General features: G+C 67.7%; 16 protein-coding genes. 9 read left to right on the forward strand and 7 right to left on the reverse strand.

All coding sequences use genetic code 11. The annotated features are described in order from the left end of the window. Positions 1 to 93: 93 nt before the first annotated feature. Entirely contained in the window at positions 94 to 1,479 is a 1,386-nt protein-coding gene (locus MWU77_RS02130) for a sigma 54-interacting transcriptional regulator (protein ID WP_247272821.1), read from the forward strand. Next, positions 1,479 to 3,413 (forward strand): VWA domain-containing protein, encoded by a 1,935-nt coding sequence (locus tag MWU77_RS02135; RefSeq protein WP_247272822.1) that lies wholly within the window; start codon positions 1,479 to 1,481, stop codon positions 3,411 to 3,413. Before MWU77_RS02130 ends, MWU77_RS02135 begins: the two co-directional genes overlap by 1 nt. A 10-nt stretch (positions 3,414 to 3,423) precedes the next feature. Here MWU77_RS02135 and MWU77_RS02140 read toward each other — a convergent pair whose 3' ends face one another. Both MWU77_RS02140 and MWU77_RS02145 read right to left on the reverse strand, forming a co-directional pair. After that, complete coding sequence (locus MWU77_RS02140; protein WP_247272823.1) at positions 3,424 to 4,593, reverse strand: MFS transporter; 1,170 nt, start codon at positions 4,591 to 4,593, stop codon at positions 3,424 to 3,426. A 3-nt stretch (positions 4,594 to 4,596) separates the two neighbouring features. Continuing rightward, positions 4,597 to 4,989 (reverse strand): hypothetical protein, encoded by a 393-nt coding sequence (locus MWU77_RS02145; RefSeq protein ID WP_169687866.1) that lies wholly within the window; start codon positions 4,987 to 4,989, stop codon positions 4,597 to 4,599. A gap of 61 nt (positions 4,990 to 5,050) precedes the next feature. Here MWU77_RS02145 and MWU77_RS02150 point away from each other — a divergent pair, with 61 nt between their 5' ends. Further along, positions 5,051 to 6,766: an ABC transporter ATP-binding protein gene (locus MWU77_RS02150; RefSeq protein WP_247272824.1), complete on the forward strand. Its 1,716-nt coding sequence runs from the start codon at positions 5,051 to 5,053 to the stop codon at positions 6,764 to 6,766. Further along, positions 6,763 to 8,553: an ABC transporter ATP-binding protein gene (locus tag MWU77_RS02155; protein WP_247272825.1), complete on the forward strand. Its 1,791-nt coding sequence runs from the start codon at positions 6,763 to 6,765 to the stop codon at positions 8,551 to 8,553. The genes MWU77_RS02150 and MWU77_RS02155 overlap by 4 nt, the downstream gene beginning before the upstream one ends. Here the strand turns inward: MWU77_RS02155 and MWU77_RS02160 are convergent. After that, positions 8,542 to 9,468: an AEC family transporter gene (locus MWU77_RS02160; RefSeq protein WP_247272826.1), complete on the reverse strand. Its 927-nt coding sequence runs from the start codon at positions 9,466 to 9,468 to the stop codon at positions 8,542 to 8,544. The two genes, MWU77_RS02155 and MWU77_RS02160, sit on opposite strands and share 12 nt — an antisense overlap. A 160-nt stretch (positions 9,469 to 9,628) precedes the next feature. Between MWU77_RS02160 and MWU77_RS02165 the strand changes: the two genes are divergently transcribed. Continuing rightward, positions 9,629 to 10,492 carry a DUF559 domain-containing protein gene (locus MWU77_RS02165; protein WP_169687862.1) on the forward strand — a complete coding sequence of 288 codons (864 nt, stop codon included), beginning with the start codon at positions 9,629 to 9,631 and terminating at the stop codon, positions 10,490 to 10,492. 104 nt (positions 10,493 to 10,596) lie between these two features. Here MWU77_RS02165 and rpsR read toward each other — a convergent pair whose 3' ends face one another. From rpsR to rpmB, 4 genes are read right to left on the reverse strand one after another with little or no spacing between them, the layout of a single operon-like run. After that, complete coding sequence (rpsR, locus tag MWU77_RS02170) at positions 10,597 to 10,854, reverse strand: 30S ribosomal protein S18 (protein WP_054719669.1); 258 nt, start codon at positions 10,852 to 10,854, stop codon at positions 10,597 to 10,599. An 11-nt stretch (positions 10,855 to 10,865) separates the two neighbouring features. Next, entirely contained in the window at positions 10,866 to 11,171 is a 306-nt protein-coding gene (gene rpsN, locus MWU77_RS02175; protein WP_247272827.1) for a 30S ribosomal protein S14, read from the reverse strand. 2 nt (positions 11,172 to 11,173) lie between these two features. Beyond that, entirely contained in the window at positions 11,174 to 11,338 is a 165-nt protein-coding gene (gene rpmG, locus MWU77_RS02180) for a 50S ribosomal protein L33 (RefSeq protein ID WP_054719658.1), read from the reverse strand. Then, the gene (gene rpmB / locus MWU77_RS02185) at positions 11,338 to 11,574 is read right to left on the reverse strand and encodes a 50S ribosomal protein L28 (RefSeq protein ID WP_169687858.1); all 237 of its coding nucleotides are present in this window, start codon (positions 11,572 to 11,574) and stop codon (positions 11,338 to 11,340) included. The genes rpmG and rpmB overlap by 1 nt, the downstream gene beginning before the upstream one ends. 117 nt (positions 11,575 to 11,691) lie before the next feature. On the opposite strand from rpmB, the gene mrf reads away from it, so the two are divergent. The 4 genes from mrf to MWU77_RS02205 are packed head-to-tail and all read left to right on the forward strand — an operon-like array spanning position 11,692 to position 14,151. Beyond that, on the forward strand, positions 11,692 to 12,960 hold the full coding sequence (mrf, locus tag MWU77_RS02190; RefSeq protein ID WP_247272828.1) for a ribosome hibernation factor-recruiting GTPase MRF: 1,269 nt from the start codon (positions 11,692 to 11,694) through the stop codon (positions 12,958 to 12,960). Next, the gene (locus tag MWU77_RS02195) at positions 12,957 to 13,214 is read left to right on the forward strand and encodes a type B 50S ribosomal protein L31 (protein ID WP_169687856.1); all 258 of its coding nucleotides are present in this window, start codon (positions 12,957 to 12,959) and stop codon (positions 13,212 to 13,214) included. Before mrf ends, MWU77_RS02195 begins: the two co-directional genes overlap by 4 nt. A gap of 28 nt (positions 13,215 to 13,242) precedes the next feature. Next, on the forward strand, positions 13,243 to 13,416 hold the full coding sequence (gene rpmF / locus MWU77_RS02200; RefSeq protein ID WP_169687855.1) for a 50S ribosomal protein L32: 174 nt from the start codon (positions 13,243 to 13,245) through the stop codon (positions 13,414 to 13,416). A 45-nt stretch (positions 13,417 to 13,461) separates the two neighbouring features. Further along, on the forward strand, positions 13,462 to 14,151 hold the full coding sequence (locus MWU77_RS02205) for a response regulator transcription factor (protein ID WP_169687854.1): 690 nt from the start codon (positions 13,462 to 13,464) through the stop codon (positions 14,149 to 14,151). The last annotated feature ends 7 nt before the right edge of the window (positions 14,152 to 14,158 follow it).

Genomic DNA, 14,158 nt, shown 5'->3' on the forward strand with positions numbered 1-14,158 from the left:
GTGTATGCGCGAGGCCACACGTTGCCTGTCGTTTCTCATCGCTCGATGCGGGAGGGGGTGCCGAAACGACGCGACGGTCGTACCTTGGGTGGGGTGACCTCTCCCACATTCCGCCCGTCCACTCTCGGTGAGCTGCGCGCGTCCGGACACGTGCAGCGTTCCGTCAAGGACGAAATCAGACAGAACCTGCTCACTGCGCTGCGCGACGGCACCGACCCGTGGCCCGGCATCGTCGGGTTCGACGACACCGTGGTCCCGCAGCTCGAGCGGGCACTGCTCGCAGGCCACGATGTGGTGCTGCTCGGTGAACGAGGCCAGGGCAAGACCCGCCTGCTGCGCACCCTGCCGCTGCTCCTCGACGAATGGACACCCGTGATCGCCGGCTCGGAGCTGGGCGAGCACCCCTACGAGCCGATCACGCCCGCCTCCATCCGGCGCGCCGCCGAACTCGGTGACGACCTTCCCGTCGCGTGGCGGCACCGCAGCGAACGGTACGCAGAAAAGCTGGCGACCCCGGACACATCCGTTGCCGACCTCGTGGGCGATGTCGATCCCGTCAAGGTCGCCGAGGGACGCAGCCTCGGCGATCCCGAGACCATCCATTTCGGTCTGGTACCGCGGTCGCACCGCGGCATCGTCGCCGTCAACGAGCTGCCCGATCTTGCCGAACGCATCCAGGTGTCGCTGCTGAACGTGATGGAAGAACGCGACATCCAAGTGCGCGGTTACACCATCAGGCTCCCGCTCGACGTACTGCTCGTCGCGAGCGCCAACCCGGAGGACTACACGAACCGCGGACGCATCATCACACCGCTCAAGGACCGCTTCGGCGCAGAGATCCGCACCCACTACCCGATGGAACTCGACGACGAGGTCGCGGTCATCCGACAGGAAGCCGAACTACAGGCCCGTGTTCCCGGTTTTCTCCTCGAGATTCTGGCCCGCTTCACCCGGCTGCTGCGCGAGTCGACCTCCGTCGACCAGAGGTCCGGAGTGTCCGCGCGGTTCGCGGTCGCGGGAGCCGAGACCGTTGCTGCCGCGGCCGTGCGTCGCGGTGCTGTTCTCGGAGAGGACGACCCGGTCGCGCGCCCCGTCGATCTCGGCACCGTCGTCGAGGTACTGCGCGGCAAGGTCGAATTCGAGTCCGGCGAGGAAGGGCGCGAATTCGAGGTACTCGACCACCTGCTGCGCCGCGCGACCGCCGAGACCGCCCGCGCACGCCTGGCCGGTATCGACCTAGCCCCGCTCGTCTCTGCCGTCGAACAGGGTGAGCCCGTCGTGACGGGGGAACGGATCACGGCGAAGGTGCTGCTCGACGAACTACCCGAACTGCCGGTGCTCGACGACGTCGCCGATCGTCTCGGTGCGAGCGACCCGGGAACGCGTGCGTCTGCGATCGAACTCGCACTCGAGGGGCTTTATCTTGCGCGCCGGATCGCAAAGGACACCGGCGACGACGGCGCGGCGGTGTACTCCTGATGAGTCGGGCGGCTCGCTACGGTCCGTACCACGGCGGTGATCCACTCGCCCCGCCCGTGGATCTGCGCGACGCGCTCGCTTCGATCGGCGACGATGTCCTCGCCGGTAGTTCGCCGCGACAGGCGCTACGTGAATTGCTCCGCCGCGGGCAGGGCCCTATGCGGGGCCTGGACAAACTTGCAGCGCAAGCGAACCGGCGTCGGCGTGAGCTGCTCGACCGCAACAATCTCGACGGAACTCTGCGGGAAGTGCGTGAGCTGCTGGACAAGGCCGTCCTCGAAGAGCGGAAAACGCTCGCACGCGCCCTCGACGACGATGCGCGCTTCTCGGAGATGCGCATGGAGGAACTCCCGGGCTCGACCGCGCAGGCCGTACAGGAACTGGCCGACTACGACTGGCGGAGCACCCAGGCGCGCGAGGACTACGAGAAGATCCGCGATCTGCTGGGCCGGGAGATGCTCGACCAGCGGTTCGCGGGCATGAAACAAGCGCTCGAAGGCGCGACCGACGAAGACCGGCAGCGCATCGCCGAGATGCTCGCAGACCTCAACGACCTGCTCGACAAGCACTCCCGTGGCGAGGACACACCGGAGGACTTCGAACAGTTCATGGCCGAGCACGGCGACTTCTTCCCGGAGAATCCGCAGAACGTCGAGGAACTGCTCGACTCGCTGGCGCAACGTGCCGCTGCGGCGCAGCGACTGCGCAATTCGTTGACACAGGAACAGCGCGACGAACTCGACGCACTGGCTCAACAGGCGTTCGGTTCCCCCGATCTCATGCAGCAACTCGATCGTCTCGACGGTAATCTGCGTGCGGCCCGGCCCGGTGAGGACTGGACGGGTTCGCAGCGATTCCGCGGCGACGAGGGCATGGGTCTCGGGGAAGGCACCGGTGCGCTGCAGGAGATCTCGGAACTCGACCAGCTCGCCGAGCAGTTGTCGCAGCAGTATGCGGGTGCGTCGCTGGACGACATCGATCTCGATGCCCTCGAACGTCATCTCGGCCCGGAAGCTGCCGCAGATGCGCGGACGCTCGCCGAACTCGAAAAGGAACTGCAGAAGCAGGGGTACTTCGATCGTGGCGCCGATGGGCAGTGGCGTCTGTCGCCCAAGGCCATGCGGCAACTCGGGCAGCACGCGCTACGCGATGTGATGAACCGTCTCTCGTCGCGGGGCGGACAACGCGAGACGCGGCGCGCGGGGGCGATGGGGGAACCGACCGGAGCAGCGCGGTCGTGGGAATTCGGCGACACCGAACCGTGGGATGTCGTGCGCACGTTGACCAATGCGACGCTGCGCGACCCGGGCGTGCCCGTCCGGATGACGGTGTCGGACGTCGAAGTGGTCGAGACGGAACAGCGGGCACAGGCAGCGGTTGCGCTTCTCGTCGACACCTCGTTCTCCATGGTCATGGACGGGCGGTGGGTGCCGATGAAGCGCACCGCCCTCGCGCTGAATCATCTCGTGTCGACCCGTTTTCGCGGTGATGCACTGCAGCTCATCGCGTTCGGTCGGCACGCGCGCGTGGTCACAGCCCCCGAACTCGCAGGATTGGACGGCGTCTACGAACAGGGCACCAATCTGCATCACGCACTGTTGCTCGCCGGACGGCATCTGCGACGTCATTCGAACGCGCAGCCGGTGGTGCTCGTGGTCACCGACGGCGAACCGACCGCGCACCTGGAACCGGATGGGTATGCGGCGTTCGACTATCCGCCCAGCGCGCGGACCCTCGGGCTGACCGTGCGCGAGCTCGACCATCTCGCAAAAATCGGTGCGCAGGTGACGATCTTCCGGCTCGGCGACGATCCCGGGCTCGCCCGGATCGTCGACCGGATGGCCCGTCGCGTGGCGGGCCGGGTGGTCGCCCCGGATCTCGACGGTCTCGGTGCTGCGGTGGTGGGCAACTACGTACGGATGCGTCGCAGGTAGGTGCGGGCTGTCAGCGCAGCGCCCGCCACGTGGAGGTGGCTGCTGTGGACAACAACGCGGCCGTCACCCAGAACACCGACGCCACCCCCGCAACCCCGGCGACCGCGCCCGCCGCGAGCGGCACCGCGACCTGCCCGAGGCGGTTTCCCGTCAACCGCACCGCGAGCGCCGATGCCCGATCCGACGGTTCCACCAGTTCGACCACCCATGTCATCGTCAGTGGTTGACCCACGCCCCAGAACACCCCGCATACCGCGAGCAGCAGACCGATCACCCACGGGTTCGGCACCACGGGAATCAGCGCGACCGGCACGATCGTGCCCGCGGTCGCGGACAACAGCAGTCGGCGTCGCGGGATACGGCGCAGCGCCCACGGCAGCAGCGCCCGGGAGACGATCGATGCGACCGTCCGTGCGGTGAGCAGCACCGATACGAGCAGAACCCCGAAACCGAACTGCTCTCCGAGCAGCGGCAGGTACACGACGACGAGGTCGACGGAGGCCAGCACGATCAGGCTCGACAGCATCGCCGGCTTCATTCCGGGTGTGGCGAGCATCGAGCGCACCGACTGGGGTGGGCCGTCGTCTGCGGTGCGCCCGGAACCGGGTGGCTCCCGCAGGCCGATGACGAACGCCAGGGCGAGCGCCGCAAGCACTGTCATCGCGATGAGTGCGCCGGTGGTCTCGACGGTGCCGTCGCTCGTGCTGTGGGTCGCGGCGATCGCCCCCGCGACCGGAACTCCCACGGCCTGCCCGACCGACACACCGAGGGTGATGCCGGCGAACCCGCGGTCGAGTTCGCCGCGCGGCGACAGGATCGACACGAACGCCTGACCGGAGACGGTGACGAGCAGTTGACCGAGCCCGAGCACGATATTGCCGAGTCCGAGCACCAGCAGACCGGAACTGAGCGCGATCGATCCGACCCCCACGGTGGACACGACGATCCCGGCGCGCAGGATCACGGTCGCGTGGCCGCGGTCGACGGCGCGACCCATCCGCACCGCCGCGAGCAGCGGCACGATCGCATACAGGGCGGTGATGATGCCGATCGTCGCGGCGTCGCCACCGAGAGCGAGGATCCGGTACGACACCAGCACACGCACCGACTGGAATGCTGCGTGCAGCAACGCGGTGGAGACGCAGAGATAGAGCAGCCAGTGCCGGGGCGGGGAATGCATCGATCAGGAGGCGGTGACCACTCGATCCCCGAGAGGCGACTGCAACGGCACCTCGATGGTTCCGAACACCGCGACCATGATGCACATGCTGTCCTGCGCCTCCGGCAGGGTGCCACCCTCGAGTGACACCGTGACGACGTCCTCGGTCTCGATCACGGCGGGGGCGACGCCGAAACACTCCGGGGTTCCGGTCTCGAAATGCAGAGACAGCCGGTTGTCGTCGATGCGTGAGTACGACGTGATGGTGAGCGGATGCGCGTCGACGATGTCCGGTCGGGCCGAGAACACCGTGGCGCCTGCCGGTTCGGGGTTCTCCGGCAGCGGGTCGACATCCGGGGGCGTCGAACCGCACGCGGCGGCGAGAAGGCAGCAGGCGAAGAGCATGACGAGACGCATGCGTTCCACCGTAGGCGTGCCACGTGGCAATGTGTGTACCCGCGCACCACAACGGAGGACCATGAAGCTGCCAGTCTTTTTCGACCCGCCGCCCCAGGCGATGCCGACACCCGAGGTCGTCGTCGACGACACCCTGACGCCCCGCCGTTTCACCGTGCGGACGATGCTGGCGGCGAAGAAGTGGACGACCCCGGCTGCGTTTCTCGTTGCGGTCCATCAGGTGTGCGAGACGCTGGTGCCCGTCGTCATGGGGCATGCCATCGACCGGGCGGTCGCGACCAGGGATTTCGATGCCCTGTGGCGATGGTTGCTCGTCCTCGCCCTCGTATTCGCGGTCCTGACGGTTTCGGCGCGCTTCGGTGGACGTATCGGGCAGGCAGGCATGCTTGCGGTCCAGCATCGGATGCGCACGCGTGTGACCGACCGGATCCTCGACGTGCGTGGCGTCGGCGGCCCGCAGCGCACCCCGGGCGACATGCTGAATATCGCGACCTCGGACGTCGAACAGCTTGCGCGCGGTATCGCCGTCATGGTGTACCCGATCGGGCATGTCGTCGCGGTGGTGTTCGGCGCCGTCGTGCTGCTGAGCGTGTCGTGGCCGCTCGGCCTGGCGATCCTCGTCGGAGCGCCCGTGATCCTGTGGTTGCTCGACAAAGGTTCCGGTCCGCTGCGGCGGCGCAGCTTCGAGGAGCAGAAGGTGGCGGGAGCGGCAGCAGGTACCGCCACCGACCTCGTTACCGGCATCCGCGTGGTCAAGGGCATCGGCGCCGACGCGGAGGCGTCGCGGCGATACGTCGGCGCGAGTCGTCGAGCGCTCGACGGTGTGCTCCGTTCGGCGCGCGCCGAAGGCGCCTACATCGCCTCCATGGAATTCGCGTCGGGCCTGCTCATCGTCGGTGTCGCGGTGGCCGCAGGCGCGATGGCGGTCACCGGGTCGCTCACCGTCGGGCAGCTCATCACCGTCGTCGGCGTGACACAGGTGATCATGGGGCCACTCGCCGCGCTCGGATCCAACATGGGCGCTGTGTGGGCGGCAGCGGTCGCTTCCGCGGAGCGGGTCCTGAGTGTTCTGCAAGCACCCCCCGCAGTCGACACCGGTGATCGTGACGCCCCGGACGAGGGCACCCTCGAATTCGAGGCGTTCACGGCTGGGCGACTACGTGATCTGAATCTGACGATCGCAGCCGGCAAGTTCACCGTCGTCCATACCGACGCCGAGACCACCGCTGATCTGGTGGCTGTGCTCGCGCGGTCGCGTCACCCGGAACACGGACGAGTCCTGGTGGGCGGCGTCGACCTGTTCGATCTGGGGAACGACGCGGCGCGACGCAGCGTGCGGGTGGTGCCCCACGCGTCGCACCTGTTCGAGGGCACTGTCGTGGACAACATCGCTGCGGGTGTCCCGGACGACGCACCCGACGCCGATGCCCGGGTCACTCGCGCGGTGTTCGCCGCGGCGTGCGATGACGTCGCGCGGGTGCTTCCCGCCGGCCTCGACACACCGGTCGGCGAAGCGGGCAGGTTGCTCTCCGGTGGACAGCGTCAACGTGTCTCGCTTGCACGCGCTCTCGCCGCGCCCGCGGAAGTGCTGGTGCTGGTCGATCCCACGACGGCCGTCGATTCCGTCACCGAGGCCGCGATCGCCGAGCGCGTACCCGAACTCCGGCGCGGACGGACCACTGTGGTGTTCACGCGGTCGCCCGCGTTCACGGCGGCGGCCGACGATGTGCTCGAGCTGAGCGACCGTTCCTTCGCAGCTTCCGGAGATGATCGATGAGTACTACAGCTATTCGTGCGGGCGAACGGTTTCGGACCGCGGATGCGCGCGGCACCGTGCGTGTTGCACGGTCGGTGTTCGCCGGTAAGGGTCGTATGGCCGCCGGCGTATTCGTCGTGCTCGTGATCGGTGCAGCGGCCGGTCTGGTGACGCCGTGGGCGATGGGGCGATCCGTCGACGTCGTGCTCGAAGGCGGCGATCTCACCGACATCGCGTGGCTTGCGGGGACGATGCTCGCCGGAGTCATCGTGTTCGCAGCATTGAGCGGTCTCGGGCTCATGCTCACCTCGCAACTCTTCGAGACAGGCCTGGCGCGCCTGCGCGAACGTATGCTGGCGGCCGCGATGCGGCTGCCGCTGGCCAGGATCGAATCGGCGGGCAGCGGCGACCTCGTGTCGCGGGCGACCGACGATGTGGCCCAGGTCAGTTCCGCGATCCGCGAGGCCGCACCGGCGATCTCCGGTGCACTGTTCACCGTCGTCCTCACGATGTTCGGTCTCGCTGTACTGGACTGGCGGTTCCTGATCGTGCTGATCGTGGTGTTGCCGGTCCACTATCTGGGTGCGCGCATGTACACGCGGGATGCGCCGCCGATCTACCGGCAGTCGCGGGTGGCAATGGGGGAGCGTGCTCACCACGTGCTCGGCGGGATCCGCGGCCTTCCGACAGTGCACGCGTTCGATCTCGGCCCGAGCCTGGCAGGTCCCATCGACGAGCATTCGTGGTGGGTTGCGCGCTGGGAGTTGCGGGCCCGCATCGTCGTCAACCGGCTGTTCGGGCGAGTCAATCTCGCCGAGTTCCTGGGAATGGCCTCGATCCTGTTCGTCGGCTTCCTGCTTGTGGACAACGACGCGATCACCGTCGGCGTCACGACTACCGCGATGCTGTTCTTCTTGCGCCTGTTCGGTCCGCTGGGCCAGTTGCTGATGGTGATGGACTCGCTGCAGAGCGGTCTTGCCTCCTTGTCGCGGATCGCGGGTCTGATCGAGGAATGCGAGGAATTCGAAGACGCCGACCGTGAGCCTCGGGTTGCCGCGCAGCCGACAGGACGCGAACTCGTCGCGCGCGACGTGCATTTCGGATACGACACCGGGCCGGAGATCGTCCACGGAGTGGACCTGACGATCGGCGACGGCGAACACGTCGCGCTCGTCGGTGCCTCCGGGGCAGGAAAGACGACGTTCGCCGCGGTGCTCGCGGGTGTGCACCCGGCGAGCGCCGGAACCGTCACGTTCGGCGGGGTCCCCATCGGCGAACTGGGCGACGAGCGTCGCACGCGCGAGGTCGCTCTCGTCACCCAGGAAGTGCACGTGTTCTCCGGGTCGGTGCGCGACGATCTCCGGATGGCGGCGCCCGACGCGGCGGACGGCACGCTCGTGGAAGTGCTCGAGAGGGTCGGTGCGCACGGCTGGGTGTCGCGGCTGCCCTCGGGCCTGGACACCGAGGTGGGCTCGGGTGGCCACGTACTCACTCCGATGCAGGAACAGCAGCTTGCGCTGGCACGTCTGATCCTGCTCGATCCGGCGTTGGTGATTCTCGACGAGGCCACCGCGGATGCGGGGTCGGCCGGTGCCGACGAACTCGAGGCATCGGCCGAGGAGGCGTTGCGGGGACGGAGTGCCCTGATCGTCGCGCATCGGCTCAGTCAGGCGGCGCGCGCCGACCGCATCGTCCTGATGGACGACGGGCGGATCGTCGAACAGGGCTCACACGACGACCTGGTTGCTCGGGGCGGCCGGTATGCGCGGTTGTGGGCAGCGTGGTCGGTGGGCCGGTCAGGCGAGTAGTGCCGCGACCACGCCGAGGCCGGGGATCGCTGCGAGCGTCGTGACGAGCGCGGCGTCGCGAGCCAGGACCATGCCGCGACCGTAGGCGCTCGCGTAGACGAACACACTTTGGGCGGTCGGCAGCATCGCGACGACGACCACCGCGAACAGTTCGGTTCCGTCGAGACCGAGCAGGTAGCGACCCATCGCCCAGGCGAGCAGCGGTTGGACGACGATCTTGAGTACCGATGCGAGCGCAACGTCGCGACGGGGACTGGTGCCCTTCTGGAGTACGCGCACACCCTGCAGCGACAACCCGAACGCGAGAAGTGCGCCGGGTACCGACGCCCCGCCGAGTAGTTGGATCGGCTGCAGCAGCGCGTCGGGCACATGCCAGCCCGTGCCCGCGACGACGAGTCCCGCGGCGCCGGCGACGACGATGGGGTTCTTGAACGGTGTGATGAGCGTTTCGAGTCGCGATGCTCCCGGTCGCGCGGTGGACAGATCGAGAGCGGTGAGAGCGATGGGGGAGAGCACGATGATCTGGAAGAGCATCAGCGGTGCGACGAACGACGCGTCACCGAGAACGAACACTGCGATGGGGATCCCGAGGTTGGCGGAGTTGACGTACCCGGCGGAGAGCGCACCGACCGTCAGCTCCGGTACTGCACGCTTCAGCCACAGTCGCGCGATCAAGAGATACCCGATGGCGACGGCGAGTGCGGTGGCCGCGCCGACGTAGAGATGTTCGGAGAAGATCGTCGACAGGTCGGAGGTCGCGAGGGCGTCGAACAACAATGCGGGCGTGGCGACGACGAACACGATGCGGCTGAGCACGGTCTGCGCTTCGGCGCCGAGGGTGCCGCGCCGGCCCAGAACGAAGCCGATTGCGATGATCACGAAGATCACAGTGAACCCCGAGATCACACCAGACACGGTTGCTCAGTCTAACGATCTCCGGACGGCGCCCGATTGGCCGTGCACATCTGGTCTCACATGTCATGAAAAACTGCCCACTTGTGCACAACCAAGAAGCTGTCCACAATCGCTTCCCGCGCCTTCCCTGTCGGTGCGGCTCCGGGCATCGTCGGTGCTCATGGGGGAATTCGACGAACCGTTCATCGGCACCGAAGCGGTGGCCGCGGGCAGAGTGTCGCTGCGACAGCTCCGCCGCTTCCGACGGGTGCACCGCAACGTCTACATCCATCCGGACGTGGAGGTGACTCCGGTACTGCGGGCGCGCGCGGCGTGGCTGTGGTCCGCTCGGACGGGTGTGGCGGCGGGATTGTCCGCTGCCGCTCTGCACGGCTGCCGCTGGATCGACACGACTGCTCCGGCCGAGCTCGTGCGCACCGGCAGCCACCGCGGGTCCGCCGGAGTGATGATCCACAGCACCGCCTTGAACGACGACGAGGTATGTGTCGTCGACGGAATGCGAGTCACGACACCGGCCCGCACGGCATTCGACGTGGGACGACGGCTCGAGCGTGACGACGCGATCGCCACGCTGGACGCACTGTGCCGAGCGACCCGCATACACCCCCGCGGAGTCCTCGACATCGCTGCGCGTCATCCCGGTGTGCGTGGCCTGAAGCAGTTGACCGAGGTAGTGGCGTTGGTCGACCCGGGTGCCGAGTCGATACCCGAGACCAAGGTTCGGCTGCTGCTGGTCCGTAGCGGGCTTCCGGCTCCCGAGACACAGGTACCGATCGTCGACGGCTCACGGGTGATCGGGCACGCCGACATGGGATGGCGACACTGGCGCACGGCCGTCGAGTACGACGGAACCCATCATTGGACCGACGAACGTCAGCGCACGTACGACATCGAGCGTTATGAGGCGTTCGCGTCGCTCGGGTGGTCGGTGGTGCGTGTCAACTCGGAGCAGCTTCGGCGAAGGCCCGCGTCGATCGTGGCCAGGGTCCGGCAGCGGCTTCGCGCGTCCGGAGCGCCGGTTTGAGCGTGCACAACTCGGCGCGCATATCGAGTACCGGCGACAACAACTGCACGCCCGACACGAAGGTGCCCCTCCCGACGAATCGGAAGGGGCGTTGCGCGGAAAATCTACTTGCTGCTGACGTAGGGCAGCAGCGCCATCTCGCGCGCGTTCTTCACGGCGATGGCGACCTCGCGCTGCTGCTGCGGGGTCAGGCCCGTGACGCGGCGGCTGCGGATCTTGCCGCGGTCGGAGATGAAGGTGCGGAGCAGGTTCACATCCTTGTAATCGACGTGGTCGATCTTCGCCGCGAAGAGGGGATTCTTCTTCGGCTTGCGGCCCTCGACGGCCCGCGACTTCTTCGACGGCCCTCGTTTGACTGCCATGTTCTCGCTCCTCACCAGCTCGACTTGTGGACGCCGGGCAACTCCCCGCGGTGGGCCATCTCGCGTACACGTACTCGCGAGAGCCCGAACTTACGCAGGTGGCCGCGTGGGCGACCGTCGGCAGCGTCTCGATTGCGCAATCGTACCGGACTGGCGTTGCGGGGCAGGCGCTGGAGGGCGGCCTGTGCTGCGGCGCGCTCCTCGTCGGTGCTCGTCGGTCTGCGGATCGTGTCCTTCAGTGCTGCGCGACGCTCGGCGTAGCGCTCCACTACCAGCTTGCGCTGTTCGTTGCGGGCGATCTTGGACTTCTTGGCCACAGCTACTTCTCCTCTCGGAAGTCGACGTGCCTGCGAAGCGTCGGATCGTATTTGCGCAGGACCAGGCGGTCGGGGTCGTTGCGGCGGTTCTTGCGGGTGACATAGGTGTATCCGGTCCCTGCCGTCGACCGGAGTTTCACGATCGGCCGGATCTCGTTTCGTGCCATCAGAACTTTTCTCCTCTCGCGCGCAGTCGGGCAATCACGGCGTCGATGCCGTCGCGGTCGATGGTCTTGATGCCCTTGGCGGAGACGGTGAGCGTGACGCGTCGCCTCTCGGACGGGACGAAGTACGTCTTGCGCTGGATGTTGGGGTTCCAGCGCCGGTTGCTGCGGACGTGGGAGTGCGAGACGGCTTTCCCGAATCCGGGAGAGCGTCCGGTGACCTGGCAGTGCGCCGACACGGTGTGTCCTTCCTGTCGGCCGCCCCGTAGAGCGTAACGACAATCATTTTCGACAAATGGTTGGGCCGACTGTACGCTGCCGAATGGCTAATGACAATCATTGTCGAAAGGAGTGAGGTGGATACCAGGACACCGCTGATACTCGTCGCGGGACGGGGCGGAACCGGTACCCGCGACGCCGGTGCTGGGCAGGTCGCCCACGGATTCCTGCGGGCGGGCACGATCGTCGTCCACCACGACCTCGCGCACGTCGGGGACGGCATCGTGCACCGCACCGTCACCACACCGGGCGATCGGCGACACGAAGCTCTCGAACTCGCGCACGCGTGCGTGTCCTGCACCCTGCGGGAAGATCTCCTGCCGTTGCTGCGCCGGCTGCACAGGCGATCCGATGTCGACCGGATCGTGCTCCACCTCGACCCGCAACTCGAACCCGAGGCGCTGTGCTGGGCGATCGAGCACGTCGTCGTCGCCGATGTCGTCGGGCAGATCGACGGTCCCGCCTCCCGCGACGTACGCATCGAGGGCGTCGTCACGTGCGTGGATGCCGGCACGTGGATGGCCGATGCCACCGGCGACGAGGACATTGCGACCACGCCTGACGACGAACGCACCGTCGCCCAGGTGGTGGTGGGCCAGGTCGAGTTCGCAGACGCACTCGTCGTCCGGCCCGGAGCCGACGGCTGGGCACAGGCCCGGCTCCACGCCGTACTGGCCAGGCTCGCGCCCGACGCACCGATCGTGTGGAGCAACAGCCCCGACGTCGAGGCACTGCTGCGCCGCATCCCGGCCGGCGCGCGGCGCGGAGAGATCTCCGATGCACACTCACCGCTGCTGCGCGGCCAACCACCGCTCGACGACGACTGCGGAATCCGGCTGCTCGAATTCGGTGCGCAACGACCCTTCCATCCCCAGCGACTCCACGAGGCGATCGACGTGCTGCTCGACGGAGTCGTGCGCACTCGTGGTCGCGCCTGGGTCGCGACCCAGCCCGACACCGCGCTGATCATCGAGTCGGCGGGATGTGGCCTGCGAGTGGCACACGGCGGTCCGTGGCTCGCGTCGATGACACCCGAACAACAGCAGCGCGTCCCCGATGCCCGCCGCGCGATGGCGGCCCTGCGCTGGAGCGACACGTACGGAGACCGCGACAGCTCGCTCGTCGTGCTCGTCCACGACGCCGATCCCGACACCGTGCTCGGTGCATTGCGGGACGCCCTCCTCACCGACGACGAATTCGCCCACCCCGAGCTGTGGCCGACGTGGGACGACCCGTTCGGCCACTACCACCAGGACCCGTGCGCAGATATGCCGACCGACGGGACTCGCGGCGAGCAGGCCGCAGAACGCACGGAATCAAGCTTCGAAAAGAGAGGTCACGCATGAAATCCGGTCTCCACCCCGACTACCACCCGGTCGTGTTCCAGGATGCGAACACCGGGTCGACGTTCCTGACGCGTTCGACGATCACCTCCGACCGCACGGTCGAGTGGTCGGACGGCAACGTCTATCCGCTCGTCGTCGTCGACGTCACCAGCGAATCGCACCCCTTCTGGACGGGCACCGCCCGCGTTCTCGACGCCGCCGGACGCGTCGAGAAGTTCGAACGCAAGTACGGCACCCGGCGTCCCCGCGGCTGATCCCGCATCAACGGAAACGAGGTATCACATGGCAGTTCCCAAGCGCCGCATGTCCCGCGCGAACACGCGCAGCCGTAGGTCCCGATGGCACACGAAAGCGCCGGATCTGGTGCCGGTGACCGTGGGCGGCGTGACCCACCGCGTGCCACGCCGGCTCGTCAAGGCGGTCCGGCTCGGAATGGTCGACCCCGACACACTCTGACCCGTTCTCAGGCACCTCTCAGCGGTCGGGGCCAAAATGGTGCGCATGCGCATCTTGGTGGTCGACGACGACCGGGCGGTGCGGGAATCCCTGCGCCGGTCACTCAGCTTCAACGGCTACACGGTCGAACTCGCGACGGATGGGCAGGACGCGCTGGAGAAGGTCGCCGCCGCCCGGCCCGACGCGATGGTGCTCGACGTGATGATGCCCCGCGTCGACGGCCTCGAAGTGTGCCGTCGGCTGCGGAGCACGGGCGACGACCTGCCCATCCTCGTGCTCACCGCCCGCGACTCGGTCTCGGAGCGGGTGTCCGGGCTCGATGCGGGTGCCGACGACTATCTGCCCAAACCGTTCGCACTCGAAGAACTCCTCGCCCGGCTGCGGGCACTGCTGCGCCGAGCCGCCCCCGATCCGGACGGTGGACTCGAGGACACGATGCGCTTCGAGGACCTCACTCTCAACCCCGCGACACGCGAGGTCACCCGCGGCGAGCGGCAGATCAGCTTCACCCGTACCGAGTTCGCGCTCATGGAGATGCTCTTGGCGAACCCGCGGCGGGTGCTCACGCGTAGCCGGATCCTCGAGGAGGTGTGGGGCTACGACTTCCCGACGTCGGGTAACGCCCTGGAGGTCTACGTCGGCTATCTTCGCCGCAAGACCGAGGCGGGCGGCGAACCACGGCTCATTCACACGGTGCGCGGTGTCGGCTACGTGCTGCGCGAGACCCCTCCGTGAGCGGTCA

It is taken from the genome of Rhodococcus sp. F64268 (genome assembly GCF_023015605.1).
GTDB lineage: Bacteria > Actinomycetota > Actinomycetes > Mycobacteriales > Mycobacteriaceae > Rhodococcus.

Coding starts and splice junctions, on each gene's coding strand:
- MWU77_RS02135 (WP_247272822.1), top strand. CDS start 1,479: ATGAGTCGGGCGGCTCGCTACGGTCCGTACCACGGCGGTGATCCACTC.
- MWU77_RS02140 (WP_247272823.1), bottom strand. CDS start 4,593: ATGCATTCCCCGCCCCGGCACTGGCTGCTCTATCTCTGCGTCTCCACC.
- MWU77_RS02145 (WP_169687866.1), bottom strand. CDS start 4,989: ATGCGTCTCGTCATGCTCTTCGCCTGCTGCCTTCTCGCCGCCGCGTGC.
- MWU77_RS02150 (WP_247272824.1), top strand. CDS start 5,051: ATGAAGCTGCCAGTCTTTTTCGACCCGCCGCCCCAGGCGATGCCGACA.
- MWU77_RS02155 (WP_247272825.1), top strand. CDS start 6,763: ATGAGTACTACAGCTATTCGTGCGGGCGAACGGTTTCGGACCGCGGAT.
- MWU77_RS02165 (WP_169687862.1), top strand. CDS start 9,629: ATGGGGGAATTCGACGAACCGTTCATCGGCACCGAAGCGGTGGCCGCG.
- rpsR (WP_054719669.1), bottom strand. CDS start 10,854: ATGGCAGTCAAACGAGGGCCGTCGAAGAAGTCGCGGGCCGTCGAGGGC.
- rpmG (WP_054719658.1), bottom strand. CDS start 11,338: ATGGCACGAAACGAGATCCGGCCGATCGTGAAACTCCGGTCGACGGCA.
- MWU77_RS02195 (WP_169687856.1), top strand. CDS start 12,957: ATGAAATCCGGTCTCCACCCCGACTACCACCCGGTCGTGTTCCAGGAT.
- rpmF (WP_169687855.1), top strand. CDS start 13,243: ATGGCAGTTCCCAAGCGCCGCATGTCCCGCGCGAACACGCGCAGCCGT.
- MWU77_RS02205 (WP_169687854.1), top strand. CDS start 13,462: ATGCGCATCTTGGTGGTCGACGACGACCGGGCGGTGCGGGAATCCCTG.